Origin of the sequence: Flavobacterium sp. RNTU_13, assembly GCF_046614455.1 — a bacterium.
Lineage (GTDB): Bacteria > Bacteroidota > Bacteroidia > Flavobacteriales > Flavobacteriaceae > Flavobacterium.
In genome coordinates this window covers 524017-548324 of the sequence record NZ_JBKJHB010000002.1, presented here as the reverse complement: position 1 = coordinate 548324, position 24308 = coordinate 524017, and the positions used below count along the sequence as shown (strand labels likewise).

Below are 24308 nucleotides of genomic sequence, written 5' to 3'. Positions count from 1 at the left end.
AGAGATTCACAGAGAAAAAGAGATTACACCTTTGGTGTGAGAGTACAAAGCGTGTCGGATAATTACGCCCGGCTTTGTGTTCTTGCGCTTTGAGCGCAATCTTGTTTACTTAATATAAAACTTCGTGAATCTCTGTGCTTCCTCCGTGTAGCTCTGTGTTACCAAAAAATCCCCATACGGAGGAGTGGCTAAAAGCCGGGGGGGGGGGAATCGAAAATTCGTGCAATTCGTGTAATTCGTGTCAAACAAAAACAAAATAAAAAAACCGGTTCCCTGCCAGGAACCGGTATCATTAGCAAATAAGTAACCCAAACTTATTGTAACTAACCTAACAAACTATCATTAGATGCTATTTTTTAGCAGAAAATTTGTAAATGGTGGTAGAGGTATATTTCTCTCCCGGGTTCAGCACTGTGGTAGGGAATTTCGGCTGGTTAGGCGAATCCGGATAATGCTGTGTTTCAAGACAAAGGCCACTGCGTTTTTCATAGTTACCACCTGCTTTGCTTGGTTTTGTATTATCGAGGAAGTTACCGCTGTAAAACTGCACTGCTGGCTCGTCTGTAAATACCTGCATATAACGCCCTGATGCTTTGTGGTACAGGCTTGCCACTTCCTTAACCTTTTTACTGCTGTCTGTAAATACCCAGCAGTGGTCAAATCCCCCGCCTTTTTCAAGTTGGTCGTCTTTAGCATTAATGTCCTTACCTATTTCTTTGGCAGTTGTAAAGTCAAACGGTGTACCTGCAACGGCTTTAAGCTCGCCTGTAGGGATAAGCGTTTTATCTACCGGAAGGAATTTATCTGCCTTGATTTCAAGCTCATGATCCAGGATGGTTTTAAACTTGCCGCTCAGGTTAAAGTAACTGTGCTGCGTAAGGTTAACCACTGTTTTCTTATCGGTTTCAGCCTCGTATTTAATTTCAAGGGCGTTGTCGTTAGTAAGCACGTAGGTAACGGTTACTTTAAGGTTGCCCGGGTAGCCTTCTTCGCCATCTTTAGCCGTATAAGAAAGCTTAAGCGTTGGCGCATCGCCCTCTACAGGCTCTGCAGTCCATACCCTTTTGTCAAAGCCTTTACCACCGTGTAGCGAGTTAGGGCCATCGTTAACAGTAAGTTGGTATTCCTTACCATCAAGGCTAAATTTACCTTTAGCTATACGGTTACCATAACGGCCTATCACCGCACCAAAAAAGTACGGGTTAGACGTAAGGTATAAATCAGGCGAAGTATAACCCAATACCACATCTTCAAACTTACCATCCTTATCCGGAGCGGTAAGCGAAAGGATATCTCCACCCATAGTGATTACTTCCATCTTCATACCGTTAGCATTGGTAAGGGTGTATTTTTCAATTTTCACCCCTTCGGCTGTAGTGGCATAATCAGATTTTTCAATCCCTGCTTTAGTAGCGACGGGCGCGGTAGTTTCGGTCATTGGTTCTTCTTTTTTTTCTTCCTTACAGCTAAAAAGCAATGAGGCGGCCATTAGCGTGCACAAGGTTATTTTCACGTTTTTCATGATAATTTTGGTTTGTGTTATAGCATTATGTTTACCGATATTGCCCGGTTAAGCACTGTGCTTTCCCCGGACAAGCCTGTGAGGACAATATCGGTAAAATAATTGTAAACTACTGCCCGTAGTAAGCATCTTTACCATGCTTACGGTCGTAGTGTTTTTGTATTAGCGAATCTTTAAGGCGTGGTGCCGCAGGATTAATCTGTAAGGTTAGGTAGGCCATCTCAGCCACCGCCTCAAGCACCTTGCTGTTATACACTGCCTTGGCAGCATTTTTACCCCAGGTAAACGGCCCGTGGTTGCCCAGCAATACCATTTCTACTTCCTGATAAGAAAGCCCTTTTTCTTTAAAGCAGTCCAATATCTGGATACCTGTATTGTGCTCGTAGTTCCCCTGAATCAAGTGGTCTGCCATAGGAGAAGCACACGGTATATCTGCTGTAAGGTGGTCGGCGTGCGTGGTACCAAATACAGGGATATCGCGCTGTGCCTGTGCCCATGCTACAGAGTACGTAGCGTGGGTATGGGCAATACCGCCTATGTGTTCCCAGTGCTTGTAAAGATACGCATGCGTTTTTGTATCAGAGGATGGTCTCATGCTGCCTTCTATAATGTTATTGTCAAAATCAACAATTACAATATCTTCCGGCTTCAGGATTTCGTAAGGCACGCCGCTCGGCTTTATGGCAAAAACGCCATGCTCGCGGTCTACCGCGCTTACATTACCAAAAGTATAGATAACCAGTTTCAGCGCATCGAGCTGCATATTGGCTTCATAACACTCCTGTTTCAGGTCTTTATATATGGACATATTCTTTCTTTTTGATAACGTTTTCTACAAAACCTCCCAGCTCAGCATACGACTGCATCAGCAGCTCATATTTTTCTACCTGGTCTGTTTGCGGGAAATATTCTGCCTCAAAATCAGAACCCATTTTTTTGCTGGCTTCAATTACATCACCATACACACCACCAGCTACGGCAGCGTAAATAGCAGCACCCAGTGCCGGTGCCTGGTCGCTTTCGGCAACTTTAATAGGCATATTAAGTACATTGGCAAGTGTTTGCATAATAAATGGCGACTTACGTGCCACACCACCAATACCGATTACCGAGGTAATTTTAACGCCTTCTGATTCAAAACGATTTACAATCATTTTAGATCCGAAGCAGATAGCGTTTACAAGCGCCTTAAAAATATGTGGTGCCTTAGTACCCAGCGAAAGACCGGTCATAGCAGCTTTAAGCTCTTGGTTAGCATCAGGAGTACGGCGGCCGTTAACCCAGTCGAGCGCTACCGGAACGGCTTCATGCAATGGAATCGCCTCTGCCTGCTTGGTTAGCGTACGTATAAAGTTAGCATCTATCTCGTCGGCAAGCTTGGCTTTTTGCTCATCAGTAAGGATGCTTGATGTAAGTACAAGGTTATCTATAGGCCAAGAAAGCACATTTTTAAACCATGCAAGTACGTCACCAAAGGCACTTTGACCTGCCTCAAGGCCTACAAGCCCTGGTATAACAGAGCCATCTACCTGTCCGCAGATACCTTTTACGGTATTGGTACCAATGGCACTATCCTGCGCAATCATTATATCGCAGGTAGAAGTACCCATTATACGTACCAGTACGTTTTCGTCTACTTTAGCTCCTACCGCGCCAGAGTGCGCGTCAAAGGTACCTACAGCAACAACGGTTTTAGTCGTCAGTCCAAGCTTTTCGGCCCACTCGGCATTAAGGTTACCTGCAACAAGGTCGCTGGTATAGGTTTCATCATATAAATTACCCCTTAGCGTAGCAAGGTACGGGTGCAGTTGCGAAAGGAATTCTTCCGGCGGTAGCCCGTTCCAGCTTTCGTGCCACATGGCTTTGTGCCCTGCAGCGCAACGGCTGCGCTTAAAGGTTGTAAGGTCTTTTTGGTCGGCAAGCAAATACGTCATGAGGTCGCAATGCTCCATCCAGGTATGTGCAGCGTTTTTAACCGCTTCGTCTTCGCGAACAATGTGAAGAATCTTAGCCCAGAACCACTCAGACGAGTAAATGCCCCCTTCGTACTTGGTAAAATCCTCTCCACCCCATGAAGCTGCAAGCGCGTTGATTTCACCTGCTTCTTTAATGGAGGTATGGTCTTTCCAAAGCACCATCATGGCATTAGGGTTTTCCTCAAAGCCCGGAACCAGTGCCAGCGGTGTACCATCTTTTGTTACAGGCACAGGTGACGACCCCGTGGTATCTATACAAATACCCACTACACTTTCAGGGTTTACCTCGCTGGTAGCCACTACTGATTTTATAGTATTTTCAAGACCCTCAATATGATCTAAAGGGTGCTGACGGAACCTGTTTGAAGGTGCATCGCAGTACATCCCTTTTTTCCAGCGGGCATACCAATGCACGTCTGAAGCAAGCTCTGCCCCATTTTCTGTATCTATAAGTACTGCCCTTACCGAGTCTGTACCGTAATCTAATCCTATTACATACTTTTTCATTGTAGCCTATAATTGTGTGTTTTGTTTTATTTACAAATATAAGATTCTATTTTAATAAATGTATTTTTTACACTTATATTTTTTCACGAAATTCTTACGCGTAGGATTACAAAAGAATAAGCAGGAATTTCGGACTCAATCTTGCTCTTGCCTGTTTTAAATTTACTTTCTTTAGGCGCTACGGTTTCTTTAGTAAAATCGTTTTCTGCCTTAAGGTTTTCGTTTTTAAGTACCGTCATTTTACCTTCTGCTGCCAGTTTTTTACCCTTTACATCCAGCCTGTAACTTTGCGCTTTATCTGACGTATTTACCAGTTTCACAATGATTTCGTTACTGGCTTTATCCAGCACAGCCGAGGCGTACATACCATTTTGGCCTGTTACCGCTTTACCATCTGCAGTAAGCGATAGCAGGTTAGTACCGGCATTGTTACCGTATAATTTTTGTACGTAGTAGTTTGGCGTGGCATAACTCTGCAGGTTGTTAAACCAAATAAGGTCTGGCGTCCACTGCCAGCCATCGGCATGGGCAAACAGCGGCGCATAGCTGGTCATGTATACCACATCGGCATTGCGCTCAAGTCCGGTCATAAATGCTGCTTCAGAAAGCGCTGTTTCCCAACTGTTACGGTTATCAGGGCTGGCTATGTCTACGGTTTGTACTGCATATTCCCCTGCAAATACTTTTGGCCCTTTACGGTCGTACTTGTCATAACGGGTAGCGTTTTTCCTAAACCAGTCAGGGCTGTTGTAGTAGTGTTCGTCTACGTAGTCTGCCTTAAGCTGTTTTAGTTGCTCCCAGCCATAATCAAAGTATTCTCCAGAAGGGAACGGCCCACTACCCGAAATAATTTTTATGTTAGGATATTTAGCACGGATGGCTTTTTCAAACACTTTGTAGCGCGCTATATAATCAGGCCCCCACTGCTCGTTACCTACACCTATCATTTTAAGGTTAAAAGGTTGCGGGTGTCCCATATCGGCACGCAGTTTACCCCACTTGGTTGTTGTGGCACCGTTTGCAAATTCAATAAGGTCCAGTGCATCCTGTACATACGGATCCAGCTCGGCAAGTGGCACAAGCTCACCAGTGTTAAACTGGCAGGCAATACCACAGCTTAGTACCGGCAGCGGCTCTGCCCCTATGTCTTCAGCCAACTGAAAATATTCAAAAAAGCCAAGGCCAAATGTTTGGAAATAATCCGGTGTTTTCTTGTGGTCAAACTCTACGTTCCAGCGGTTGATAAGGGTTTCGCGGTCGTCTACATTACCTACGGTTTTTTTCCATTGGTAACGCTGCTCCAGCGTGCGGCCTTCTACAATGCATCCGCCCGGAAAACGCAGGAAGCCCGGGTTAAGATCGTATAGTTTTTGCACCAAATCTTTACGTAATCCTCCCGGCCTGTTTTTCCAGGTATCCTGCGGAAAAATAGAAACCATGTCTATATTTATAATACCCTTACCCGTAAACGTTACCCTAAGCTTACCTTTAGCTACGGTCTTTGTAGCTTTCATTTGGGCGGTATATTTTTTCCATTCTTTACCTGCAGGGCTTACCGAAGTCTCCGCCACTACATTACCTTGTTCGTCTAAAAACTGAAAGTTAATTTTACTTATGTTCCCTTCCTGGTTCGCAGCCATTATTGAAACATTGTACGCATCGCCCTCTTTAATACCCATGCCGCGGAAACCTTCATTAATAAGGCTGTACCCCTTATCATCGTTTACCTCTATGCTGGCGTAGTTTTTATTTCCTGATTTTTTAGCCTCTACAACATTGGCGTAGCCCGACTTTTTGTTTAAGGAAAGTTTATCGCTGTTTGGCTGAGCCCATCCCATAAGCGGGGTGTCAAATTCAAACGAACGGTTTTTTACCATTTCGGCATAAAGCCCGCCATCGGCCCCCAGGTTAATATCTTCAAAGAAAATACCGTACATGGTAGGCTGAATTTTTACGCCTGTTTCTTTGGTATCCAATACATACTTGTTCTGCTGTGCTGTGGCAAAAAGGCCGCTTAGCGCAATAGCCGAAAACGCAGCATTTCTTAAAACGTGTTTTTTCATTGTATTATTCAGTTTGTTCTTTTAGTTACTTTATTTTGACTCCGGCAACCATACCTTCATTTCGTTAACACCGCGGTTACTCCAGGTGTAATACGGTATGGCTGTAAATGTTTTTCCGTTAGTTTTTCCCTCAATCGTGTAAATTCCTTTAAGGAGTGTGGGCATTTTTTTTACCGTAAATTTAGTCCGCGAATTTATCGTTGCAACTTTCATATCAGCGTTATCAGCAGCTTCTACCGTATACACTAGCGGGCCACGCTCTAAGGCTAACTTACCTTTATCCTCCGCTATTTTTTCACTGGCCTGTACTTCCCTAACTTCCATTGGGAATGTAAGCGCAACCACATCGCCTTTTTTCCAGGTACGGTCTATGGTATAGTAACCGTCGTTAATGGCTAAACTTTGCTTTTTTCCATTTATGGATAATTGAGGTGACGCTTTAAGTGATGTAGTATAATGATATAATCCGCCCGGCATTACCTCATCTCTCGCCCAGCCCGGAACCCTCAGTTTTAAAGTGAACACCCCCTGCTTCTCCGGGGTAACGGTAACCTTAACGGCACCATCCCTAGGGTAGGCGGTTTGCTGGCTTATTTCCACGTTTTGAGAGGCCAGCGTTACCTGTGCGTTGTTGCTCATGTAAAGGTTTACATAAAGAGTATTATCTTGCTGGGCATAAATAAGTCCGGGGATAGATGGAATAAAGCGAATAAGGTTTGTAGGGCAGCACGAACAGTCGAACCAAGCCGACCTTGTACACGCTCCACGGTTAAACAGGTACTTACCGTCGCTCTCCAGTGCATTAGGGTAAAAAAACTCGGTCCCCTTTAACGACATACCCGAAATAAGCCCGTTATACATGGTGCGCTCCAGCACATCGGTATATTTTACATCTCCTGTAAGGTTAAACAAGCGGTTGTTCCAGTACACCGAACCTATGGCTGCACAGGTTTCGTTATATGCGGTTAGGTTTGGCAACTCATAGTTGTCGCCAAAAGCCTCGCCATCGTGGCGGGCACCTATACCCCCCGTTATGTAAATTTTCTTCTCTACCATGTTATGCCAAATCTTATCTATGGCGGCGCGGTAGGCAGCATCATTATATATAGCTGCAATATCGGTCATTCCCGCATACAGGTATACGGCACGCACCGCATGCCCCACCGCCTCATCTTGCTTTGTAACCGGAAGATGGTCTTGCGCGTAGGCACCGTATTGTTCCTTTTTATTAGGGTCTCCCCTGTGGTCCAGGTAAAACTTAGCCAGTTTAAGGTAGTCTTCCTTACCGGTAATCTGGTACAGTTTTATAAGCCCTGTCTCTATGATTTCGTGCCCCGGTACGGCAAGTATTTGCCCCGGTTTGTCGCCAAAGGTTTTTACAAAAAGGTCGGCATTCTTAAGCGCAATATCCAGAAAATTACGTTTTCCTGTAGCCCAGTAATGTACTGCAGCAGCTTCGTACATGTGCCCGGCGTTATATTCTTCATGGCTCATACTCATATACTCCCAACGCTCACCTTTCTCTACCTTTACCCAGGGGGCAGGTGGCTTAGCCGGGTTAATGGTACGCCAGGTGGTAAGGTAACCATCTTTCTCCTGGCCTACTTTTATAATGCTGATGAGCGAATCCAGTAACACTTCAAGTTTTTCATCGGGTGCGCTGATAAGCGAGTTAGACGCGCCTTCAATAATTTTGTAAACATCGCTGTCGTCAAAAGGCATTTGACCTTTTACCTCGCCTTTTTTTACACCGCCTGCAATAAGAAAGTTTTCAAAACGGCCTTCCTCAGTGCATTTTTGTATGGCGTAGGCAATGGTTTTTTCCTGTACGCGCTTTATAATAGGCAGCCAAAACCCATCGGTTACCTTAACCTGGCTTATGGGCACTGCCTGTATAGGATACCCAATAGGTTTTTGAGTGGCTGCCTCACTCTTAGTACCAGACTGTGCAAAGCCCGTAACGTTAAACGCTACGAGTGCCAGTACGCTGTATAGTATATTTTTTTTCATGTAACTGTAACAGAAAATTAGTCCATAGGCAGTACGGTGGGCCAACCCTCTTTCCACTGTATTTCTTTAATAATCAGTTTAGGTGTACCTTTTTTTGAAACATCGTACCCATGGAAAACCAAATAGTCTTTATTATCAAAGGTATACGCGCTGTTATGGCCTACACCCGCCCAGTTTTTATTGCCTTCAATAACCAGTCTACCACCACCCTGAAAAAGTTCTTTGCCCGAGGCATCTACATACGGTCCGGTAACGGTTTTGCTGCGGCCAACAACCACCTTATAGGTACTGTTTTCGCCACGGCAACAAAAATCCCATGATAAGAACAGGTAGTACCAACCGTCTTTTTTAAACACAAACGGCGCTTCCAGCGCGGCATCTCCGGGATCTTTATCGTCCAGCTTAAAACTGCGCTCCCTGCGCGCCAGAGTATGCCATTCCTGCGGTTGCTTTGCTATAGAAGTTAAATCAGGATTTAGCTTAACCATTTTAAGCCCATCCCAAAACGAGCCAAACGTAAGGTATGGAACGCCTTTTTCATCAAGTATTAAATTAGGGTCTATAGCATTCCACAGGTCGCGATTGGGTACAGATTCTATTACAATGCCGTGGTCTACCCACTTAAAATTTTTATCTTTCGGATTCAGGGTTTTGTTAGTTGCCACCCCTATGGCAGAGGTGTTTTTAGCAAACGAAGACACTGAATAGTACAGGTAGTACTGCCCATTGTGATAGCTTACATCGGGAGCCCAGATGTGCCCTTTAAAATCAGGTGCTACCGTAGTGGCCCATTTTGGCTGCTCTGCAAAAACAGGTTTTTCAGGCGTCCAGTTTTTCATATCTGGCGATGAGTATACCGATATGCCGTGACCGGTACAAAAAAGGTAGTATATGTTTCCCTGCTGAATCATTACCGGGTCGTGTACCACCGTTTCGATTGCCGGCAGCGCCTTCTGCGAAAAAGCGCTACCGCAAACGAAAAACAAAATGAATATACTCCAATGAAATGAGCATTGCTTTTTCATACGCTGTTACTTTTGAATGCCTTCTGAGGTCATTATTACTCGTTTCATAGTACCATCCGGGTTATAGTACAACCTGTCTATACAAACCGAACGGCGAAAACTGCCGCCATTTGGCTGAATGGCACCATTGTGGTAAATAAAATACCACTGACCTTTAAACTCTATAATACTTTGGTGGTTGGTGTTAGAGTTACCGGCAAGTTCATTTAGTATACCTTTATATTCCCACGGGCCTTCTATACTCCTGCTCATGGCATAGGCTATTTTTTCAGGAAACTCGTAAGCATAAGAAAGGTAGTACCAGCCGTTTCGTTTGTGTATCCACGGAGCCTCGGTAAAATGAGGCAGGTCTACCGTTTGTATGTCGCCTTCGGTTTCGGTCATATTCTTTTTTAGCTTAACAAAGTGGCACACGGTGTTTCCCCAGTACAGGTAGGCCTGCCCTTTATCATCTATATAAACCGTTGGGTCTATATCATCCCATGTAATTTGCGTTTGGGTAGTCATGTCATTTGTTATAAGTGCATGTCCTAAGGCATCTTTAAACGGCCCCAAGGGCGAATCACTTACCGCTACACCTATGGCTTTCCCCTTTATTGTTTTATGCTCTGCACATACGTACCAGTAAAACTTACCGTTTCTTTCTATTACCTGAGAGGCCCACGCATCGCCGCTTGCCCAACTGAACTCGCTTACTTTTAGCGGAACTCTATGAGATTTCCAGTGTACCATATCTGCAGAGGAGTACACCAGCCATTCGTTCATCTTATAGAAATTGAAATCGTTTGGTGCCTCATCATGCCCTGCGTACAGGTATACCGAATCCTTATACACCAGCGCAGCAGGATCGCCCATGTAAGTATCTTTTATAATAGGGTTGTTTAACACCGGCTCTTTGGCGGTAACCGCTTTTTTTTGTGCGTTACAAGCCAATGAAAGCACGGCAGCCATACAAACCAAACCTATCTTCTTCATAATTGTGTGTGTTGTTTATCGGTTACTTTAAACAAAGCCGGCCTTACATACGTTAAGGCCGACAGTGTTTTTAGTTTACTTTTTTACCCCATACTGCTGTACCGGCATTGTTTAAGCCCGATAACAGTATGGTGCTCTCCACTTTATTTTCCCAGTCGCGACCGCGTTCTGCATATACCTTATCGGTAAATCCGTTACCCCATGTAAGGGTAATCCACGGTGCACTGTACGTCCAGTGGTTATTGGCATTACCATTAATGGTTCCCGCAGCATCCAGCGTCATTGACACAGACGACTGAAAATCGGGGCTTACCTGAGTTTCGGCATAACCAGGCACTACATTATACCCCAGTACAATTTGCTCATAGTTACCGGCAATATCTGCAGCCGTAATGGCGGTTTGCTCTACCGCAGCATAGCGCTCCGGAGAAACTACAGGCCAGCCGTTTTCAGTCCACAATACTTTACGTACGTGCAGGTCCATATAAAAGCTGTCGGCTCCCGGCCTGCCCTGGTGCGCCATATAGTACTGGTTGTTACCATCGCTAAATACGGCACAGTGAGCTACACCCTGCCAACCCGATTGGTTGTTGAATTTATACGGAGCCAGTACCATAGGGCTATCGTCCTGAACGTTATTAATATCGTTTCCTGCATAATCAAGGAACGGGCCTTCCGGCGAATCAGAGCGGCCTACACGCACATTGTATTTGGTTTGTAGCCAATCGTATGATATAAAAAGGTAGTACTTATTAAACGTTGGGTTATAAATAACCTCCGGCCCTTCAATGTTTCCATTTACTACGCCGTTAGTAAATCCGCGCTGCGCTACCCTGATACCTTTATCTCCATTAGCCTTCGCCAAACCGGTTGAAGGGTTAAGTTCCAGCTTGTAAATACCATCCCACGCAGAGCCGTAATACATAAAGTGTCGGCCACTTTGGTCTATAACCACAGTAGGGTCTATAGCATTAGTTTGTACGGTACTGTCGTCTTTAGAAGTTACTACAAGGCCTTTCTCTGTCCATGGACCAAGTGGCGCGCTGGCGGTAGCCATACCTATTACACTAAGGCGTGCGGTAGGCGAAGACAAAGAGTAATACAACCTGTACTCGCTACCCACCTTCATAATGTAAGGTGCCCAAAGCGAATTAAAAGGAGTGCCTCCGCTACTGGTTATAAAATTAGCACCCTGAGATGGCAGCGAATTAAACACCCAGCCCATAAAATCCCACTTAATAAGGTCTTTTGATTTTCTTATCTGGATTCCCGGGCGTATATCGGCACCGTAACATACGTCTGTACTGTAACAGTAGTAGGTGTCACCATCTTTAAGAACAGAAGGATCGTGTACGTTACGATATCCCCACTGGTATACGTTAGATGGGCCATACCCCGGATAGGTATCAGTAATGGTATTAATATCAAACGCTGTGGTGCCTCCGCCCCCGCCTCCGTTGTTATTACCGCTTGGTGCAGGATCATCTCCCCCGCATGATACTGCCGCCATACCCGTTAACAGGCAAAGCATCAATTTATTTATATTTTTAATGATTGTATTCATAGCAATGTTGTCTTGTGTTATTTAGCTTCAAAAACCACTACAGAGAATGGAGGAAGCGTTACGCTTAGTGTACCGTTTTTGTATTTAAAGTCTTTAAACGCTTTTGGTGTAATTGCATTTGGATTTTCAAACGTATTACAGTCTTGTAGTTTACCTGAAGTAATGATTTTAGCAGTAAAATCTTTTAGGTTAAGACCCGATAGGTTAATGTCTGTAGTTACTTTTTCTTTAGCATGGATGTTTACCAATGAAATGTGCGTTTTGCCATCCTTTACCGAAGCAGATGCAGAAATAGCGGGCAACGATTCGTTACCTAATTTGTATTCAGCAGCAGAAACTGTAACCGGAAGCAACTTTGCATCCTGATGTACTTTGTACATATTCATTACATGGTAGGTAGGTGTAAGCAGCATTTTATCTCCCTTAGTAAGTATTACTGCCTGCAATACGTTTACAGTCTGTGCCAGGTTAGCCATACGCACCCTGTCTGCATGGTTATGGAAAATATTAAGCGTACAACCGGCAATCATAGCATCGCGCATGGTATTTTGCTGATACAGGAAACCAGGATTTGTACCTTCTTCCACATCGTACCAGCCACCCCATTCGTCTACAATAAGGGCTATTTTTTTCTCCGGATCGTATTTATCCATTATGGCGGCGTGCTTGGTTACCAGCTCATCCATAAATAAAGCCGACTTCATGGTTGAGAAATACAGTTTTTCGTCAAACTTAGTGGCTGAACCTTTATTATTCCAGTCTATTACAGAATATGAATGCAGTGCAACACCTTCTATCATATTTTTAGGAATGTCTCGCATTAATACCTCTGTCCAGTGATAGTCCCCCGCATTAGCACCCGACGCTATACGGAACAGTTTACCACTGTTAGACCAGTCTCCCATAAAAGTAGCGTATTGCCTGTATAGGTTTGCATAGTGCTCAGGAGTCATGTTACCACCACATCCCCACATTTCGTTACCTACACCCCAAAACTTAACACCCCATGGGGTTTCACGGTTATTCTTTTTCCTAAGGTCGCTCATTGGGCTTTTGCCACCGTGGTTTACATACTGTACCCATTCGGCAAATTCCTGTACGGTACCGCTGCCTACGTTTGCTGCCAAATAGGGCTCTGTGCCTATTGTTTCGCATAGATCAAGAAAGTCATGCGTACCGAAACTATTATCTTCTGTAACGCCACCCCACCATTGGTTTACAATAGTAGGCCTTTGGTTCTTTGGCCCGATACCGTCTTTCCAATGGTAGGTATCGGCAAAACAACCACCAGGCCAGCGCAGGTTAGGTATTTTCAGTTCTTTCAGTGCTGCAATAATGTCGTTCCGTACACCATGTGTATTTGGTATAGCACTGCTTTCGCCCACATAAAACCCATCGTATATACAACGCCCCAGGTGTTCAGAAAAATGCCCGTAAATATGCTTGTTTATCGTAGGCGCATCGGCCTTTGCAGTAATGCTTACCGTTGCTTTTTGCTGCGCGCTAATGCCTGATGGCAATATAGAAACAGCAGTAAAAAGTAATGTGGTAAAAATTGTGTTTTGTTTGCCCATAAAAGTGAGTTTGGAGTTTAAAATTTGGCTTTTTTTAATACCTGTGCGGCGGGCCCTCACATACCCGCCGCACGGCATCAAAACTGAAAAAATGTATTGTATTAGTACCCTGTGTTTTGCTGGGTACCCGGATTGTTATCCATTTCCAGCTGTGGTATTGGGAAATACTCCCTACCGGTTTGATACGTATTAAACTCTGCATCGCGCGTTTTAAGCCATGCCAGTTTAGAAGCATCCTGTAACCAGCCCCAACGGCGAATATCGTCAAAACGGTGGCCTTCGGCAGCAAATTCAAGGAAACGCTCATGTCCTATCTGCTCCCTCATTTGTGCCTGGCTCATTCCTGGTTTTACCGTAGCAAGGTCTGGCAGTCCTACCCTGGTCCTTACCTGCTGAATATAGCTGTAAGCCTGGGTGGTTTGGCCTAGTTCGTTTAAGCACTCCGCGTACATAAGCAGTACATCGGCATAGCGTAGCAAACGCTCATTAATACCACTCCTCCAGTCGTACTCATTAGCAAACTCGCCATCGGCATTTTCATATTTTCTCCAGAAAAGGTCATTAAGGTCTGCAGGGCTTGCTGCATACACTTCCTGGAACGACCTGCCGTATAGCGTCATACCCGGTTTGTTGTATATAATGGTAGCATCCAGCCTTGGGTCTACACCTCCCGATGTTGTTGCCTCTTCCTTAAATTCATTAAACAGTGCCCATGTAGGCTGCATATCTGTCCACCCGAAGCTGCGTGGTGCATAAGTAATGGCACGGGCACTGGTTTTACCCCAGTTAGATGCAGGTGCACCACCCCAGCCTAGTCCTACACCACCGGCATCGCGGCTAAATTGTACTTCAAAAATAGACTCTGAGTTGTTTTCGTTAGCAGTAGTAAAGTTATCCCTGTAATTTGAAACCAGTGAATATATACCAAGATTCATCACACTTTCAAAAGAGGTTTTAGCCCCTGCGTAATCCTTGGTAAATAACTGTGCCTTACCAAGGTAAGCAAGCGCAGCACCTTTTGTAGCACGGCCTTTATCTGACTGGTCTGGGCCGGTAACATCGGCGTAGGCGACAGGTAGCAGCTCTGCAGCCTTAGTAAGGTCTGCTTTTACCTGAGCCCAGCCATCTTCCTGAGTTTTTTGCGGGTGGTATACCTCATCGCTACTAAGCGGGATAGGTACGTTTTTAAACATATTTACCGCGTGGAACAGGTAAAGCCCCCTTAAAAAGTACGCCTGGCCCAAAATTCGGTTTTTATATGCTTCATCTGCAAAGGTTATACCCGGTACATTATCCAGCACCTGGTTAGCACGGTATATACCCTGATAGTAGGTTTCATAAGCCCATCCGTAAATAGAGGCATCTGCAATACTGGAGTTAAACCTACCCACGTTTGCCATAGCAGCCCACGGACTGTTACTACGGGAGTCGTCTGCCTTACCATCCAGTAGTAGCGGCGTACTCCTCATATAGGTACCATCTGTTAGTAAACTTCCGTATACAGCGTTTACTGCTTTTAACGCGTCATCTTCGGTCTTCCAAAATTTAGCTTCGCTGTCAAAGTTAGGATCTACCTGTACCAGGTCCTCCTCTTTTACACAACCGGTAAGCGTTAGTGCCAGTGCCGGAAGTAGTATTGCATTTTTTAGAGTAAATATTTTTTTCATGACTTTTTCATATTTTTTTTTAGAAACTAGCTTCAATACCAAATGAAATTGTTCTTGGGTTAGGGAATGATCCCGGATCAAAACCTCTTGAGAATAATCCATCGTTAGCATTAAAATCAGGGTCTACGCCTTTATAAGGAGTTATGGTAACAAGATTAGATCCCTGTGCAAATAAACGAATACGCTCTATAAATTTATTTTTTTCAAGCGGAACATTGTACCCCAGCTGAAGGTTTTGCAGCCTTAGGTAATCACCCTTTTGGATAAAACGGTCTGACGGCCTTGCGTTAGCGTTTGTTTCCAATACATCAGGGCGCGGTACGTTAGTGTTTGTATTGTCCGGAGTCCAGTAATTAAGCTCGTCTGTATGGTGGTTAATAAGGCCTCCTATCATCAGGCTGTTGTATAAACCGTTATACACTTTATTACCTCCATGACCTTGCCAGAATACGTTAATATCAAAGTTTTCATAGCTTGCATTAAAGGTAAAACCGTAGCTGTATTTTGGTATAGTAACACCCTGGCGTGTGCGGTCGTCATCAGTAATTTTTCCGTCGCCGTTTATATCTTTAAACTTAATATCACCCGGCTGTGCACCTGGCTGGTTAGCATGGCTGGCTACATCTGCTGCATCCTGAAATATACCTTCTACCTTATAGGCATACAGTTCGCCTATACTATAACCTACCTCTGTAATAGAGTTTGCGCCGTAAATTGGAAGTCCGTCGTTAGATATTTTAAGGACTTCGTTTTTAAGAAGACCCAGGTTAGCGTTTACATCCCACTTAAAATCGTTATCATGGTTGGTGTAACCTAAGGTAAATTCCCATCCTGTATTCCTCATTTTACCTACATTGGTACGAATGTTAGCAGGGAAAGCACCTGTAGAATATGGCAGTGGCTGACCGGCAAGGATGTCGTCTGAAGTTCTTACATAATACTCTGTAGTAAACTGTAATTTGTTTTTAAACATGGCAAACTCTAATGCAACGTTAGCAGTAGTTACATCTTCCCATTTAATATTAGGGTCTTTAAGGTCTACTACTATGGTACCGGGAGCAAGCTGGTTATTAAAATTATAACCGGCAAATGGATTAACCACCGCAGCATAGTCGTAGTTAGCTATAGTGTTGTTACCCAGTAGACCGTAACCACCCCTTAGCTTAAGAGTATTCCACCAATCTGGCAGCTTAAGATCGTTGCTGATTTTGTACGCACCAGACACTGAATAATAATTACCTACATTATTCTTTTTAGAGAATTTAGAAGACTTATCCTGACGGAAGTTTAATGAAAGATAGTAGGTTTCATTATAGTTATAATCTGCTCTACCCAAGTAAGAAAGCCTTGTTTCCCTTGCAAAGTTTTCACCTCCCGAAATATCATCGGCATATTCAATATGAGAAATTTCGTTAACATCGTAACCTACACCACGTGCCCACAGGTACTCGTTTTTCCAGTCTTCCATAACCATACCACCCATCAAGCTTAACCTGTGTTTTCCAAAGGCAACGTCATAGTTAAGGAGGTTATCCATAATGGTCCTGGTGTTTTTTGTGGTGTTTACATCTAACGACGCTTCTTCTTTAGTAGTAATATAATACCACCCAAGATCACTCTGTGGCACATAAAGCCTGTTTTTAGCATTGAGCTGATCAGCTGTAATCCTTGTAGTGTACTTAAGGCCCTTAACAAGTTCAAGCTCACCCCAAACGTTAGCTATAAACCGATTTCTTTTTGAGTTGTTTTGTAGCAGGTTATTCCATCCTATAACGTTTAGTACAATAGCCCTTTGTGTAAGGTTATCTGTACCACCGTAGCCACCAAGTCTGTTAGGATCGTACACCGGCATTGTAGGTATGGCGGTTAGTAACGCACCAATTTGAGATTCGCCGTTGTACGAGTTAAAGTTTTCTTTACCAGAATCTGTGTAACCCAGTTTTGCACCGTACTTAAATTTACCTTTTTGCCCGCCTACATTTACTGTAGTTGCATAACGCTCATAAGCCTGAGGCGTTTTAAGGTAACTGGTGTTTTTAAAGTAATCTACGTTTACACTGTAGTTCATGTTTTCGGCACCACCTGTAAACGTAAGCGCGTGGTTATCTACCTGCCCTGTACGGTAAGCAGCATCCTGCCAGTTAGTATCTACATTCTTAATAAAGTACGGGCTGCTCGGGTCGTTACCCGGAAGTATAGCCTGACCAGAGTTAAGGTATGCCTGGTTAGTAATTTGCTGATACTGTTCCCTGTTTGTAACCGGTATACGCTTTGCCACGGTCTGGAAACCTGTGTAAGCGCGGTAGTTAATACTGGTTTTACCGGCCTTACCTTTTTTAGTAGTAATAATTACTACACCGTTTGCGCCACGAACCCCGTAAATAGCAGCCGAAGATGCATCCTTTAATACCTGCATAGATTCAACTTCGCCCGGAGCAAAATCATAAGGTGCATCGGTAATCATGCCATCTATTACAAATAGCGGGTTGTTGTTGTTAAAAGATGAAATACCACGGATTTTAATGTTTACAAAACCACCCGGCTCTCCAGACGATTGTACTGTAACACCCGCTACCTGGCCCTGAAGCTGTTTTGCCACATCGTAAGTAATGGTTTTCTTAGCATCTTCAACTTTTACTACACCTACCGCACCGGTAAGGTCGGATTTTTTAGCGGTTCCGTAACCTACCACTACAACGTCGTCTAGCTGGGTAGCCGATGCAGATAGTTTTGCATTAATTACAGTTTGATTACCTACTGTAATCTCCTGAGACGCGAAACCTACGTAAGAAAATACTAATACATCGTTTGCGTTTGCCTTGATAGAGTAGCCCCCGTCAAGGTCTGTAGACACACTGTTTGAAGTTCCTTTTACAGTAACGCTGGCCATGGGAAGTCCCATTTTATCGTCAGATGATGTTACTGTTCCTGTTACAGTACTTTGGGCTGATGCTGTGAGTACCGTAAAGAATACAAACATAAATCCGGCTAACCTGGATTTTAATACCCTGCCGGCGGTGTCTTTTAATAATGTGGTTAATGCCATCATAAAATTAAAATTTGGTTCGTTTAATAAATGTATTTTTTACACTTCCAAATTTAATTAAAGATTGTTTAAAAAAGCAAATCTTTTTTTCATTTTTTTAAAAATTAAAAGAAATAATCTAATAACCTCGTAATACTATATCGTTCTCGCAGAAAAAATGTATTTTTATGCCAAAATTGCAATATTCTTGCTATTTGTTCCCGTTGTTAGTAACTTGCCGCCAATTCAGAAACCAATGAATAGTTATCACAAAGAAGAAAAAGTGCTCTTAGCAGTAGACTGTATTATATTTGGATTCGATAAAAAGAATCTAAAAATACTACTGATTAAAAGGGATTTTGAACCCGAAAAAGGAAAATGGTCGCTTATGGGCGGTTTCCTCAGAGACGATGAAACCCTGGATGAGTCGGCTAACAGGGTACTACACCACCTTACAGGACTTAGTAATGTATACTTGGAACAGCTGCGCGCCTATAGTGCGCTAGACAGGGATCCTGTAGGCAGAACGGTTTCGGTGTCCTACTACGCACTTATTAATATTACAGAGCATACCGAGATAAACTCTAACTTCTCGGCAGAATGGTTTGATATTAATGAGTTCCCCAGCCTAATTTTCGACCACAATATTATGGTAGCAAACGCCCTTACGCGCCTGCGCTACCGTGCTTCTACCAAACCGGTAGGTTTTGAACTGCTTCCGGAAAAGTTTACCATGAAGCAGCTTCAGTCTTTATACGAAGCCATACTGGGTGAAAAGCTGGACAAGCGTAACTTTATAAATAAGATAAACGGGTTAGATATTTTGGTTAAAACCGAAGAAAAAGACATGAAATCATCCCGCAAAGGATCATTCCTATATATGTTTGACCAGGAAAAGTACAACAGTAAAGTATCAGACGGCTTTACCTTTAAACTATAAAACAAAAAAGCAGATTGTAATCAATCTGCTTTTTTGTTATTCGTTATTTGTACGCTGTTTCCATTGTCGTTTCAGCGCAGGATAATCTATGGTAAAGGCGGGCTCCTGGTTTACTAGCCTGCGTTCTTCAAAAGCCTTACGCAAGAAACCTTCTATCATGAAGTCTTCTGCTTCTGTGGCGGGTGTATAGCCTTTTTTAAGGTCTATGCTAAAAAGGTGCGCCATACGATTGCTCCAAAAAGCCTTCCATCCGCTTTTTTGCTCACGTATAAGATCGTAGGTAGTTTTACCGGTTTGCCTGTATATAAGTTTTACCAGTATTTGCCCTTCCTTACGAGATAGCTTTTTTAACTGGCCCTCAAACTCATCCTCAAGATATTTTTCTACCATTTTAGCATACTTCTTCTTATCCTTCTCAGTTTTAAGGCGTGCCATATTCTGGTTTAGCATGGTAAGCCTCTCGGCAGCTATTTTAGCATACGGGTATACCTTAAGCACTCGCCTGCGCAGTTGCAGCAACTGCAGCTTTTTATCGGGCGATATAGAGTCTTTTACATTAGAAATAATAAGATCGGGCAGCTGGGTAGTAAACACTATAGAGTCTGCAGCAATACTGTCTTTTTCAGTAATCTGGGCAAAGGCCGTTGTACCGAAAAAGAACAGTAACAAAACAAAGTAGAATGTTGGTTTCATCCGCATAAAAATTGTGTTCAAAAGTATACAATTATACGTAACTGTGCTATGTTATTTATATTTTAGCCAAAAATTAAATTTATGTCTGCAAAAACCATACTAAACGATGCCTCAATGGCATTTTTGGAAAAATATTTAAACAATGCCTCCCCTACCGGATATGAAAGCGAAGGGCAAAAAATATGGATGGAGTACCTTACACCTTATGTAGACACGTTTATTACTGATACCTATGGCACAGCAGTGGGCGTAATTAACCCAGATGCTCCTTATAAAGTAGTGATTGAAGGCCATAGCGACGAGATTTCATGGTACGTAAACTACATAAGCGATAACGGCCTTATCTATGTTATACGCAACGGCGGCAGCGACCACATGATAGCCCCCAGCAAGCGCGTAAACATACATACCAAAAATGGTATTGTGAAAGGCGTTTTTGGGTGGCCGGCCATACATACCCGTATGCGCGGCAAGGAAGAAGCCGTAAAAATAGAAACCCTGTTTATAGACCTGGGCTGCAATAACAAGGAAGAAGTAGAGAAACTGGGTGTACATGTAGGCTGCGTTATTACCTACCCAGACGAGTTTATGGTACTAAACGAAAATAAGTTTGTATGCCGTGCCATAGACAACCGAATAGGCGGATTTATGATTGCCGAAGTAGCGCGCCTTCTAAAAGAAAACGGTAAAACGCTTCCGTTTGGGCTTTATATAACCAACTCGGTTCAGGAGGAAGTGGGCTTGCGCGGGGCAGAAATGATTACTAAAACCATTCGCCCTAACGTAGCTATTGTTACAGATGTATGCCACGACAGCACCACGCCTATGATTGATAAAAAAATTGAAGGCGATACACAAATTGGCAAGGGTCCGGTTATTACCTATGCCCCGGCGGTGCAAAACAAACTGCGTGAATTAATTGTAGATACAGCAGAGAAAAATGAAATCCCGTTTCAGCGCCTGGCATCGAGCCGGGTTACCGGTACCGATACAGATGCTTTTGCGTACAGCAACGGCGGTGTAGCTTCGGCTCTTATTTCGCTACCACTTCGCTACATGCATACCACAGTAGAAATGGTACATAAAGAAGATGTGGAAAACGTGATTAAGCTGATATACGAAACGCTGCTTAACTTAGAAAACGGAGAAACTTTTTCGTATTTTAAATAAAAGTTGCTAAGTTGCTTAATAAAAAAATCCCGTGAGCATAATTATTCACGGGATTTTTTTGTATTATGATGTCTCTTCTAAAAACTTAGAAGCTAAGTAGCTCAGCCGCTTAAGAATACATCTTCTTTCTTAGCTCCTGTATTTTATCGTCATCAAGGTAATCGTCAAACGTCATGTAACGGTCTATAACACCTTTAGGGGTAATTTCTAAAACGCGGTTGGCTACGGTTTGTGCAAACTCGTGATCGTGCGTGGTAAACAGTACAGAACCCTTAAAGTTTTTAAGCGAGTTGTTAAACGCGGTAATACTTTCAAGGTCAAGGTGGTTTGTAGGCTCATCGAGCATTAGTACGTTAGCGCGTAGCATCATCATACGGCTAAGCATACAACGCACTTTTTCCCCTCCCGAAAGTACACGGCCGGTCTTAAGGGCTTCTTCACCACTAAAAATCATTTTACCAAGGAAACCACGTACATAAACCTCATCGCGCTCCTCCTCTGTTTTAGCCCATTGGCGCAGCCAGTCTACAAGAGTTAAGTCATTATCAAAAAACGCATGGTTATCTGCCGGAAGGTAACTCTGGTTAGTAGTAATACCCCACTCAAAAGTACCCGAGTCAGCTGTCATGTTACCATTAAGTATTTCATAAAAAGCAGTAGTGGCACGGCTGTCTTTAGAAAACACCACCACCTTATCGCCTTTAGCCATGTTAAGGTCTACGTTTTTAAACAACACTTCGCCGTCTATAGAAGCAGAAAGGTCTTTAACGTTAAGTATTTGGTCGCCTGCCTCACGCTCCTGGTCAAAAATAATGGCAGGGTAGCGTCGGCTCGATGGTTTAATATCGTCTACCTTTAGCTTTTCAAGCATTTTTTTACGGCTGGTAGCCTGCTTACTTTTAGCCACGTTAGCACTAAAGCGCATAATAAACTCCTGTAGCTCCTTCTTCTTTTCCTCAGCCTTTTTATTTTGCTGGGCACGTTGCCTCAACGCCAGCTGGCTAGATTCGTACCAGAAGGTATAGTTACCGCTAAAGTGGTTTATTTTACCAAAATCGATATCAGAAATATGTGTACAAACCGCATCCAGGAAGTGACGGTCGTGCGATACAACAATAACCGTATTATCATAGTTAGCCAGGAAATTTTCAAGCCAAGATATGGTTTCAAAGTCAAGGTCGTTAGTAGGCTCATCCATAATAAGCACGTCTGGGTTGCCAAAAAGGGCCTGTGCCAATAGCACACGTACTTTAAGCTTACCATCCATATCGCCCATTAAGGTGTAGTGAAACTCCTCGCCTATACCAAGGTTGCTTAGCATGGTAGCCGCATCAGAATCGGCATTCCAGCCGTTCATTTCTTCAAAAATAATCTGGAGCTCGCCTACCCTTTCGCCGTCTTTATCGCTAAAATCCGGCTTAAGGTAAATTTCGTCCATTTCTTTTTTTACAGCAAACAGGGTTTTGTTGCCCATCATTACCGTTTCAAGCACCGTATGCTCGTCAAACATGTTGTGGTTCTGGTTCAGTACGCTCATACGCTTACCCGGTTCCAGGTGTACACGGCCCGATGTAGGGTCCATATCTCCTGAAAGAATTTTAAGGAACGTAGACTTACCGGCACCATTTGCACCGATGATACCATAACAGTTGCCCTGGGTAAAGGTTGTGTTTACTTCGTCAAACAAAATCCTTTTGCCAAACTGTACTGATAGATTTGAAACTGATAGCATGATAAAATTTTTTGCAAAAATAGAAAAAATAAGCATTTATTTGCAGTTGCAAACTATATACCTCATTTTGCTTATTTTAACTGTCTTTTAACAACAGGCGGAATAATATGGGGTAAATTTGTGGTTGCGCGTTTTTAAAGACCCAAATGTATCTGAACAAGCCCTTTACAGCACTATTGTTTTTTTCGCTGCTGCTACTTAACGGATGTGCCGGAGATAGTTCCGGTTACAAAGCCTATTTTTCGGGACAGATAAAAAACCCGAGGCAGCCCTATGTGTTGTTTTGCAGGAACAATACCGTTACAGATACCCTGAAACTGGACAAAGAAAACCGCTTTAGCATTGCATTTGACTCACTTACCCCGGGTATATACAGCTTTAAGCATGAGCCCGATTTCCAATATGTTTATTTTGATAAAAATGACAGCATATCTGTTTCTATAGATGCGGATGATTTTGATAAGTCAATAGTGTTTAGCGGAAAAGGTGCCGAGAAAAACAACTTTATGATGGAGTTGTTTACTATGATAGATACAGACAGGCGAAACTCTTACGACAGCTTTTCGCTTGATTACAAGGGATTTGAACGATTTGCCGACTCTACACACACCAACCGTTTAAACTTTTACAACGCAAAGAAGAAAGAACTCGGCTGGAGTGTGGGCTTTGACTTTTATGCTAAAAACCGTGTGTGGCTTAATTACTACGGTTATCAGGAATTTTATCCTTACCTGTATGCAAGGCGTAACGGCGAAAGCATAAAAGAATCACTGCCGGCAAACTACTACGATTATCGAAAAAAGATAGACTTTAACAACAGCAAACTAATCCATTTTTCTCCATTTATACGCTATTGCGTGGGCTACACCACTAACCGAGCGTATTATAAAACGTTTAAAAAAGGTGGAGTAGACGAGTTTTCTATAGACTTTAACCTTAACAGGCTAAACGCAGCCGACTCACTTTTTGCTAATAAAGACCTGAAGAATATTGTTTTAGATAATATTGCCTTTGGCTACCTGCTGGAAGACGAAAACATAGCGAACAACAACCGGTTCCTGGAGCGTTACAACACGCTTTCTACAAATAAACGCCCGGATAATGAAATAAGGCAGCTTAGCCTTGCCATAAAAGACCTTACACCAGGCACTTATTTACCCGATGTAAAACTTATAACTACCGATGGTAAGCCGTATAACGTAAGAAATACCATAAAACGAAAAACGGTTATATTTTTCTGGACCGGATGTGCACGTGTGCTGTTACAGCAGGTATACAACCGCGTAGGCGAACTACAGAAAAAACATCCGGAGATTGATTTTGTAGCCATTAACGTAGATAATGATACCGAGTGGAAAAAGAACCTGGGAGCCTATGAGCACAAGGGCGTTACACAGGTGCGTAGTACTGATTTTGAACAACTGCACCACAAATGGGTATTAAACAAAATAAACCGTACTATAGTGCTTAACAGCAATGGCACCATACACAATGCGTTTACTAACCTGCTTGACGAATCTTTTGAAAAAGAGCTAAAATAAACCGCTTTTACTAAATACATTATAACAAAAAAGGTTACTCTGCAGAGTAACCTTTTTACTTTACCGTAAGGTGTTAATACTTATTTTGTGCTTTCCATACCGGTAAGGCATCCCTGCAATTCCGGTCGGGTTGTTGTAAACTTGTACAGCCAATCTACTAACCTTTCCAGGTCGTAAGGCAGCAACATTTTAAAAGCTTTTTCTACTTCCTTGCAAAAAAGTACGGGATCAAAACTTACGTTTTCCAGTACCATCTTTGTGTAATTAAACATGGATGCAGGCATATGTAATAAAATTTAAAATGAGGTTAGGTTTTTAAGAACG

17 protein-coding genes are annotated in these 24308 nt (G+C 43.2%); 3 read left to right on the top strand and 14 right to left on the bottom strand.

What is annotated here, in order from left to right:
• Window positions 1-349: 349 nt before the first annotated feature.
• The 11 genes from ACLI08_RS07530 to ACLI08_RS07480 all read right to left on the bottom strand — a co-directional run bounded on the left by ACLI08_RS07530 (window position 350) and on the right by ACLI08_RS07480 (window position 17932).
• Window positions 350-1522 carry an aldose epimerase family protein gene (locus ACLI08_RS07530; RefSeq protein WP_411427856.1) on the bottom strand — a complete coding sequence of 391 codons (1173 nt, stop codon included), beginning with the start codon at window positions 1520-1522 and terminating at the stop codon, window positions 350-352.
• Window positions 1523-1631: 109 nt separating this feature from the next.
• On the bottom strand, window positions 1632-2330 hold the full coding sequence (locus ACLI08_RS07525; protein WP_411427855.1) for an L-ribulose-5-phosphate 4-epimerase: 699 nt from the start codon (window positions 2328-2330) through the stop codon (window positions 1632-1634).
• Entirely contained in the window at window positions 2317-4005 is a 1689-nt protein-coding gene (locus tag ACLI08_RS07520) for a ribulokinase (RefSeq protein ID WP_411427854.1), read from the bottom strand. Before ACLI08_RS07520 ends, ACLI08_RS07525 begins: the two co-directional genes overlap by 14 nt.
• 83 nt (window positions 4006-4088) lie before the next feature.
• On the bottom strand, window positions 4089-6068 hold the full coding sequence (locus ACLI08_RS07515; RefSeq protein ID WP_411427853.1) for an alpha-L-arabinofuranosidase C-terminal domain-containing protein: 1980 nt from the start codon (window positions 6066-6068) through the stop codon (window positions 4089-4091).
• 30 nt (window positions 6069-6098) lie between these two features.
• Window positions 6099-8078, bottom strand: coding sequence for a glycoside hydrolase family 127 protein (locus ACLI08_RS07510; RefSeq protein WP_411427852.1), 1980 nt, complete (start codon window positions 8076-8078; stop codon window positions 6099-6101).
• Window positions 8079-8095: 17 nt separating this feature from the next.
• Entirely contained in the window at window positions 8096-9103 is a 1008-nt protein-coding gene (locus ACLI08_RS07505; protein WP_411427851.1) for an arabinan endo-1,5-alpha-L-arabinosidase, read from the bottom strand.
• A gap of 6 nt (window positions 9104-9109) precedes the next feature.
• Window positions 9110-10078 (bottom strand): glycoside hydrolase family 43 protein, encoded by a 969-nt coding sequence (locus ACLI08_RS07500; protein WP_411427850.1) that lies wholly within the window; start codon window positions 10076-10078, stop codon window positions 9110-9112.
• 70 nt (window positions 10079-10148) lie between these two features.
• A complete protein-coding gene (locus ACLI08_RS07495) occupies window positions 10149-11642 on the bottom strand; it encodes an arabinan endo-1,5-alpha-L-arabinosidase (protein WP_411427849.1) in 1494 nt (497 codons plus the stop codon).
• Window positions 11643-11659: 17 nt separating this feature from the next.
• Entirely contained in the window at window positions 11660-13216 is a 1557-nt protein-coding gene (locus ACLI08_RS07490; RefSeq protein ID WP_411427848.1) for an alpha-N-arabinofuranosidase, read from the bottom strand.
• A gap of 101 nt (window positions 13217-13317) precedes the next feature.
• Window positions 13318-14883: a RagB/SusD family nutrient uptake outer membrane protein gene (locus tag ACLI08_RS07485; protein ID WP_411427847.1), complete on the bottom strand. Its 1566-nt coding sequence runs from the start codon at window positions 14881-14883 to the stop codon at window positions 13318-13320.
• A 19-nt stretch (window positions 14884-14902) separates the two neighbouring features.
• A complete protein-coding gene (locus ACLI08_RS07480; RefSeq protein WP_411427846.1) occupies window positions 14903-17932 on the bottom strand; it encodes a SusC/RagA family TonB-linked outer membrane protein in 3030 nt (1009 codons plus the stop codon).
• Window positions 17933-18164: 232 nt separating this feature from the next.
• On the opposite strand from ACLI08_RS07480, the gene ACLI08_RS07475 reads away from it, so the two are divergent.
• On the top strand, window positions 18165-18848 hold the full coding sequence (locus ACLI08_RS07475; protein ID WP_411427845.1) for an NUDIX hydrolase: 684 nt from the start codon (window positions 18165-18167) through the stop codon (window positions 18846-18848).
• A 36-nt stretch (window positions 18849-18884) separates the two neighbouring features.
• Here ACLI08_RS07475 and ACLI08_RS07470 read toward each other — a convergent pair whose 3' ends face one another.
• The gene (locus tag ACLI08_RS07470) at window positions 18885-19541 is read right to left on the bottom strand and encodes a DUF4294 domain-containing protein (protein ID WP_411427844.1); all 657 of its coding nucleotides are present in this window, start codon (window positions 19539-19541) and stop codon (window positions 18885-18887) included.
• Between the two features lie 81 nt (window positions 19542-19622).
• On the opposite strand from ACLI08_RS07470, the gene ACLI08_RS07465 reads away from it, so the two are divergent.
• Window positions 19623-20711 carry a M42 family metallopeptidase gene (locus tag ACLI08_RS07465; protein WP_411427843.1) on the top strand — a complete coding sequence of 363 codons (1089 nt, stop codon included), beginning with the start codon at window positions 19623-19625 and terminating at the stop codon, window positions 20709-20711.
• A gap of 109 nt (window positions 20712-20820) precedes the next feature.
• Here ACLI08_RS07465 and ACLI08_RS07460 read toward each other — a convergent pair whose 3' ends face one another.
• Window positions 20821-22443, bottom strand: a complete 1623-nt coding sequence (locus ACLI08_RS07460; protein WP_411427842.1) for an ABC-F family ATP-binding cassette domain-containing protein — start codon at window positions 22441-22443, stop codon at window positions 20821-20823.
• 146 nt (window positions 22444-22589) lie between these two features.
• Here ACLI08_RS07460 and ACLI08_RS07455 point away from each other — a divergent pair, with 146 nt between their 5' ends.
• The gene (locus ACLI08_RS07455; protein WP_411427841.1) at window positions 22590-23984 is read left to right on the top strand and encodes a TlpA family protein disulfide reductase; all 1395 of its coding nucleotides are present in this window, start codon (window positions 22590-22592) and stop codon (window positions 23982-23984) included.
• An 80-nt stretch (window positions 23985-24064) separates the two neighbouring features.
• Here the strand turns inward: ACLI08_RS07455 and ACLI08_RS07450 are convergent, their stop codons facing one another.
• On the bottom strand, window positions 24065-24256 hold the full coding sequence (locus tag ACLI08_RS07450) for a hypothetical protein (RefSeq protein WP_411427840.1): 192 nt from the start codon (window positions 24254-24256) through the stop codon (window positions 24065-24067).
• Window positions 24257-24308 lie beyond the last annotated feature (52 nt).

Bases quoted from the DNA above. Each gene is read 5' to 3' on its own strand.
- ACLI08_RS07530 (WP_411427856.1), bottom strand. From the start codon at position 1,522: ATGAAAAACGTGAAAATAACCTTGTGCACGCTAATGGCCGCCTCATTG.
- ACLI08_RS07525 (WP_411427855.1), bottom strand. From the start codon at position 2,330: ATGTCCATATATAAAGACCTGAAACAGGAGTGTTATGAAGCCAATATG.
- ACLI08_RS07520 (WP_411427854.1), bottom strand. From the start codon at position 4,005: ATGAAAAAGTATGTAATAGGATTAGATTACGGTACAGACTCGGTAAGG.
- ACLI08_RS07515 (WP_411427853.1), bottom strand. From the start codon at position 6,068: ATGAAAAAACACGTTTTAAGAAATGCTGCGTTTTCGGCTATTGCGCTA.
- ACLI08_RS07510 (WP_411427852.1), bottom strand. From the start codon at position 8,078: ATGAAAAAAAATATACTATACAGCGTACTGGCACTCGTAGCGTTTAAC.
- ACLI08_RS07505 (WP_411427851.1), bottom strand. From the start codon at position 9,103: ATGAAAAAGCAATGCTCATTTCATTGGAGTATATTCATTTTGTTTTTC.
- ACLI08_RS07500 (WP_411427850.1), bottom strand. From the start codon at position 10,078: ATGAAGAAGATAGGTTTGGTTTGTATGGCTGCCGTGCTTTCATTGGCT.
- ACLI08_RS07495 (WP_411427849.1), bottom strand. From the start codon at position 11,642: ATGAATACAATCATTAAAAATATAAATAAATTGATGCTTTGCCTGTTA.
- ACLI08_RS07490 (WP_411427848.1), bottom strand. From the start codon at position 13,216: ATGGGCAAACAAAACACAATTTTTACCACATTACTTTTTACTGCTGTT.
- ACLI08_RS07485 (WP_411427847.1), bottom strand. From the start codon at position 14,883: ATGAAAAAAATATTTACTCTAAAAAATGCAATACTACTTCCGGCACTG.
- ACLI08_RS07480 (WP_411427846.1), bottom strand. From the start codon at position 17,932: ATGATGGCATTAACCACATTATTAAAAGACACCGCCGGCAGGGTATTA.
- ACLI08_RS07475 (WP_411427845.1), top strand. From the start codon at position 18,165: ATGAATAGTTATCACAAAGAAGAAAAAGTGCTCTTAGCAGTAGACTGT.
- ACLI08_RS07470 (WP_411427844.1), bottom strand. From the start codon at position 19,541: ATGAAACCAACATTCTACTTTGTTTTGTTACTGTTCTTTTTCGGTACA.
- ACLI08_RS07465 (WP_411427843.1), top strand. From the start codon at position 19,623: ATGTCTGCAAAAACCATACTAAACGATGCCTCAATGGCATTTTTGGAA.
- ACLI08_RS07460 (WP_411427842.1), bottom strand. From the start codon at position 22,443: ATGCTATCAGTTTCAAATCTATCAGTACAGTTTGGCAAAAGGATTTTG.
- ACLI08_RS07455 (WP_411427841.1), top strand. From the start codon at position 22,590: ATGTATCTGAACAAGCCCTTTACAGCACTATTGTTTTTTTCGCTGCTG.
- ACLI08_RS07450 (WP_411427840.1), bottom strand. From the start codon at position 24,256: ATGTTTAATTACACAAAGATGGTACTGGAAAACGTAAGTTTTGATCCC.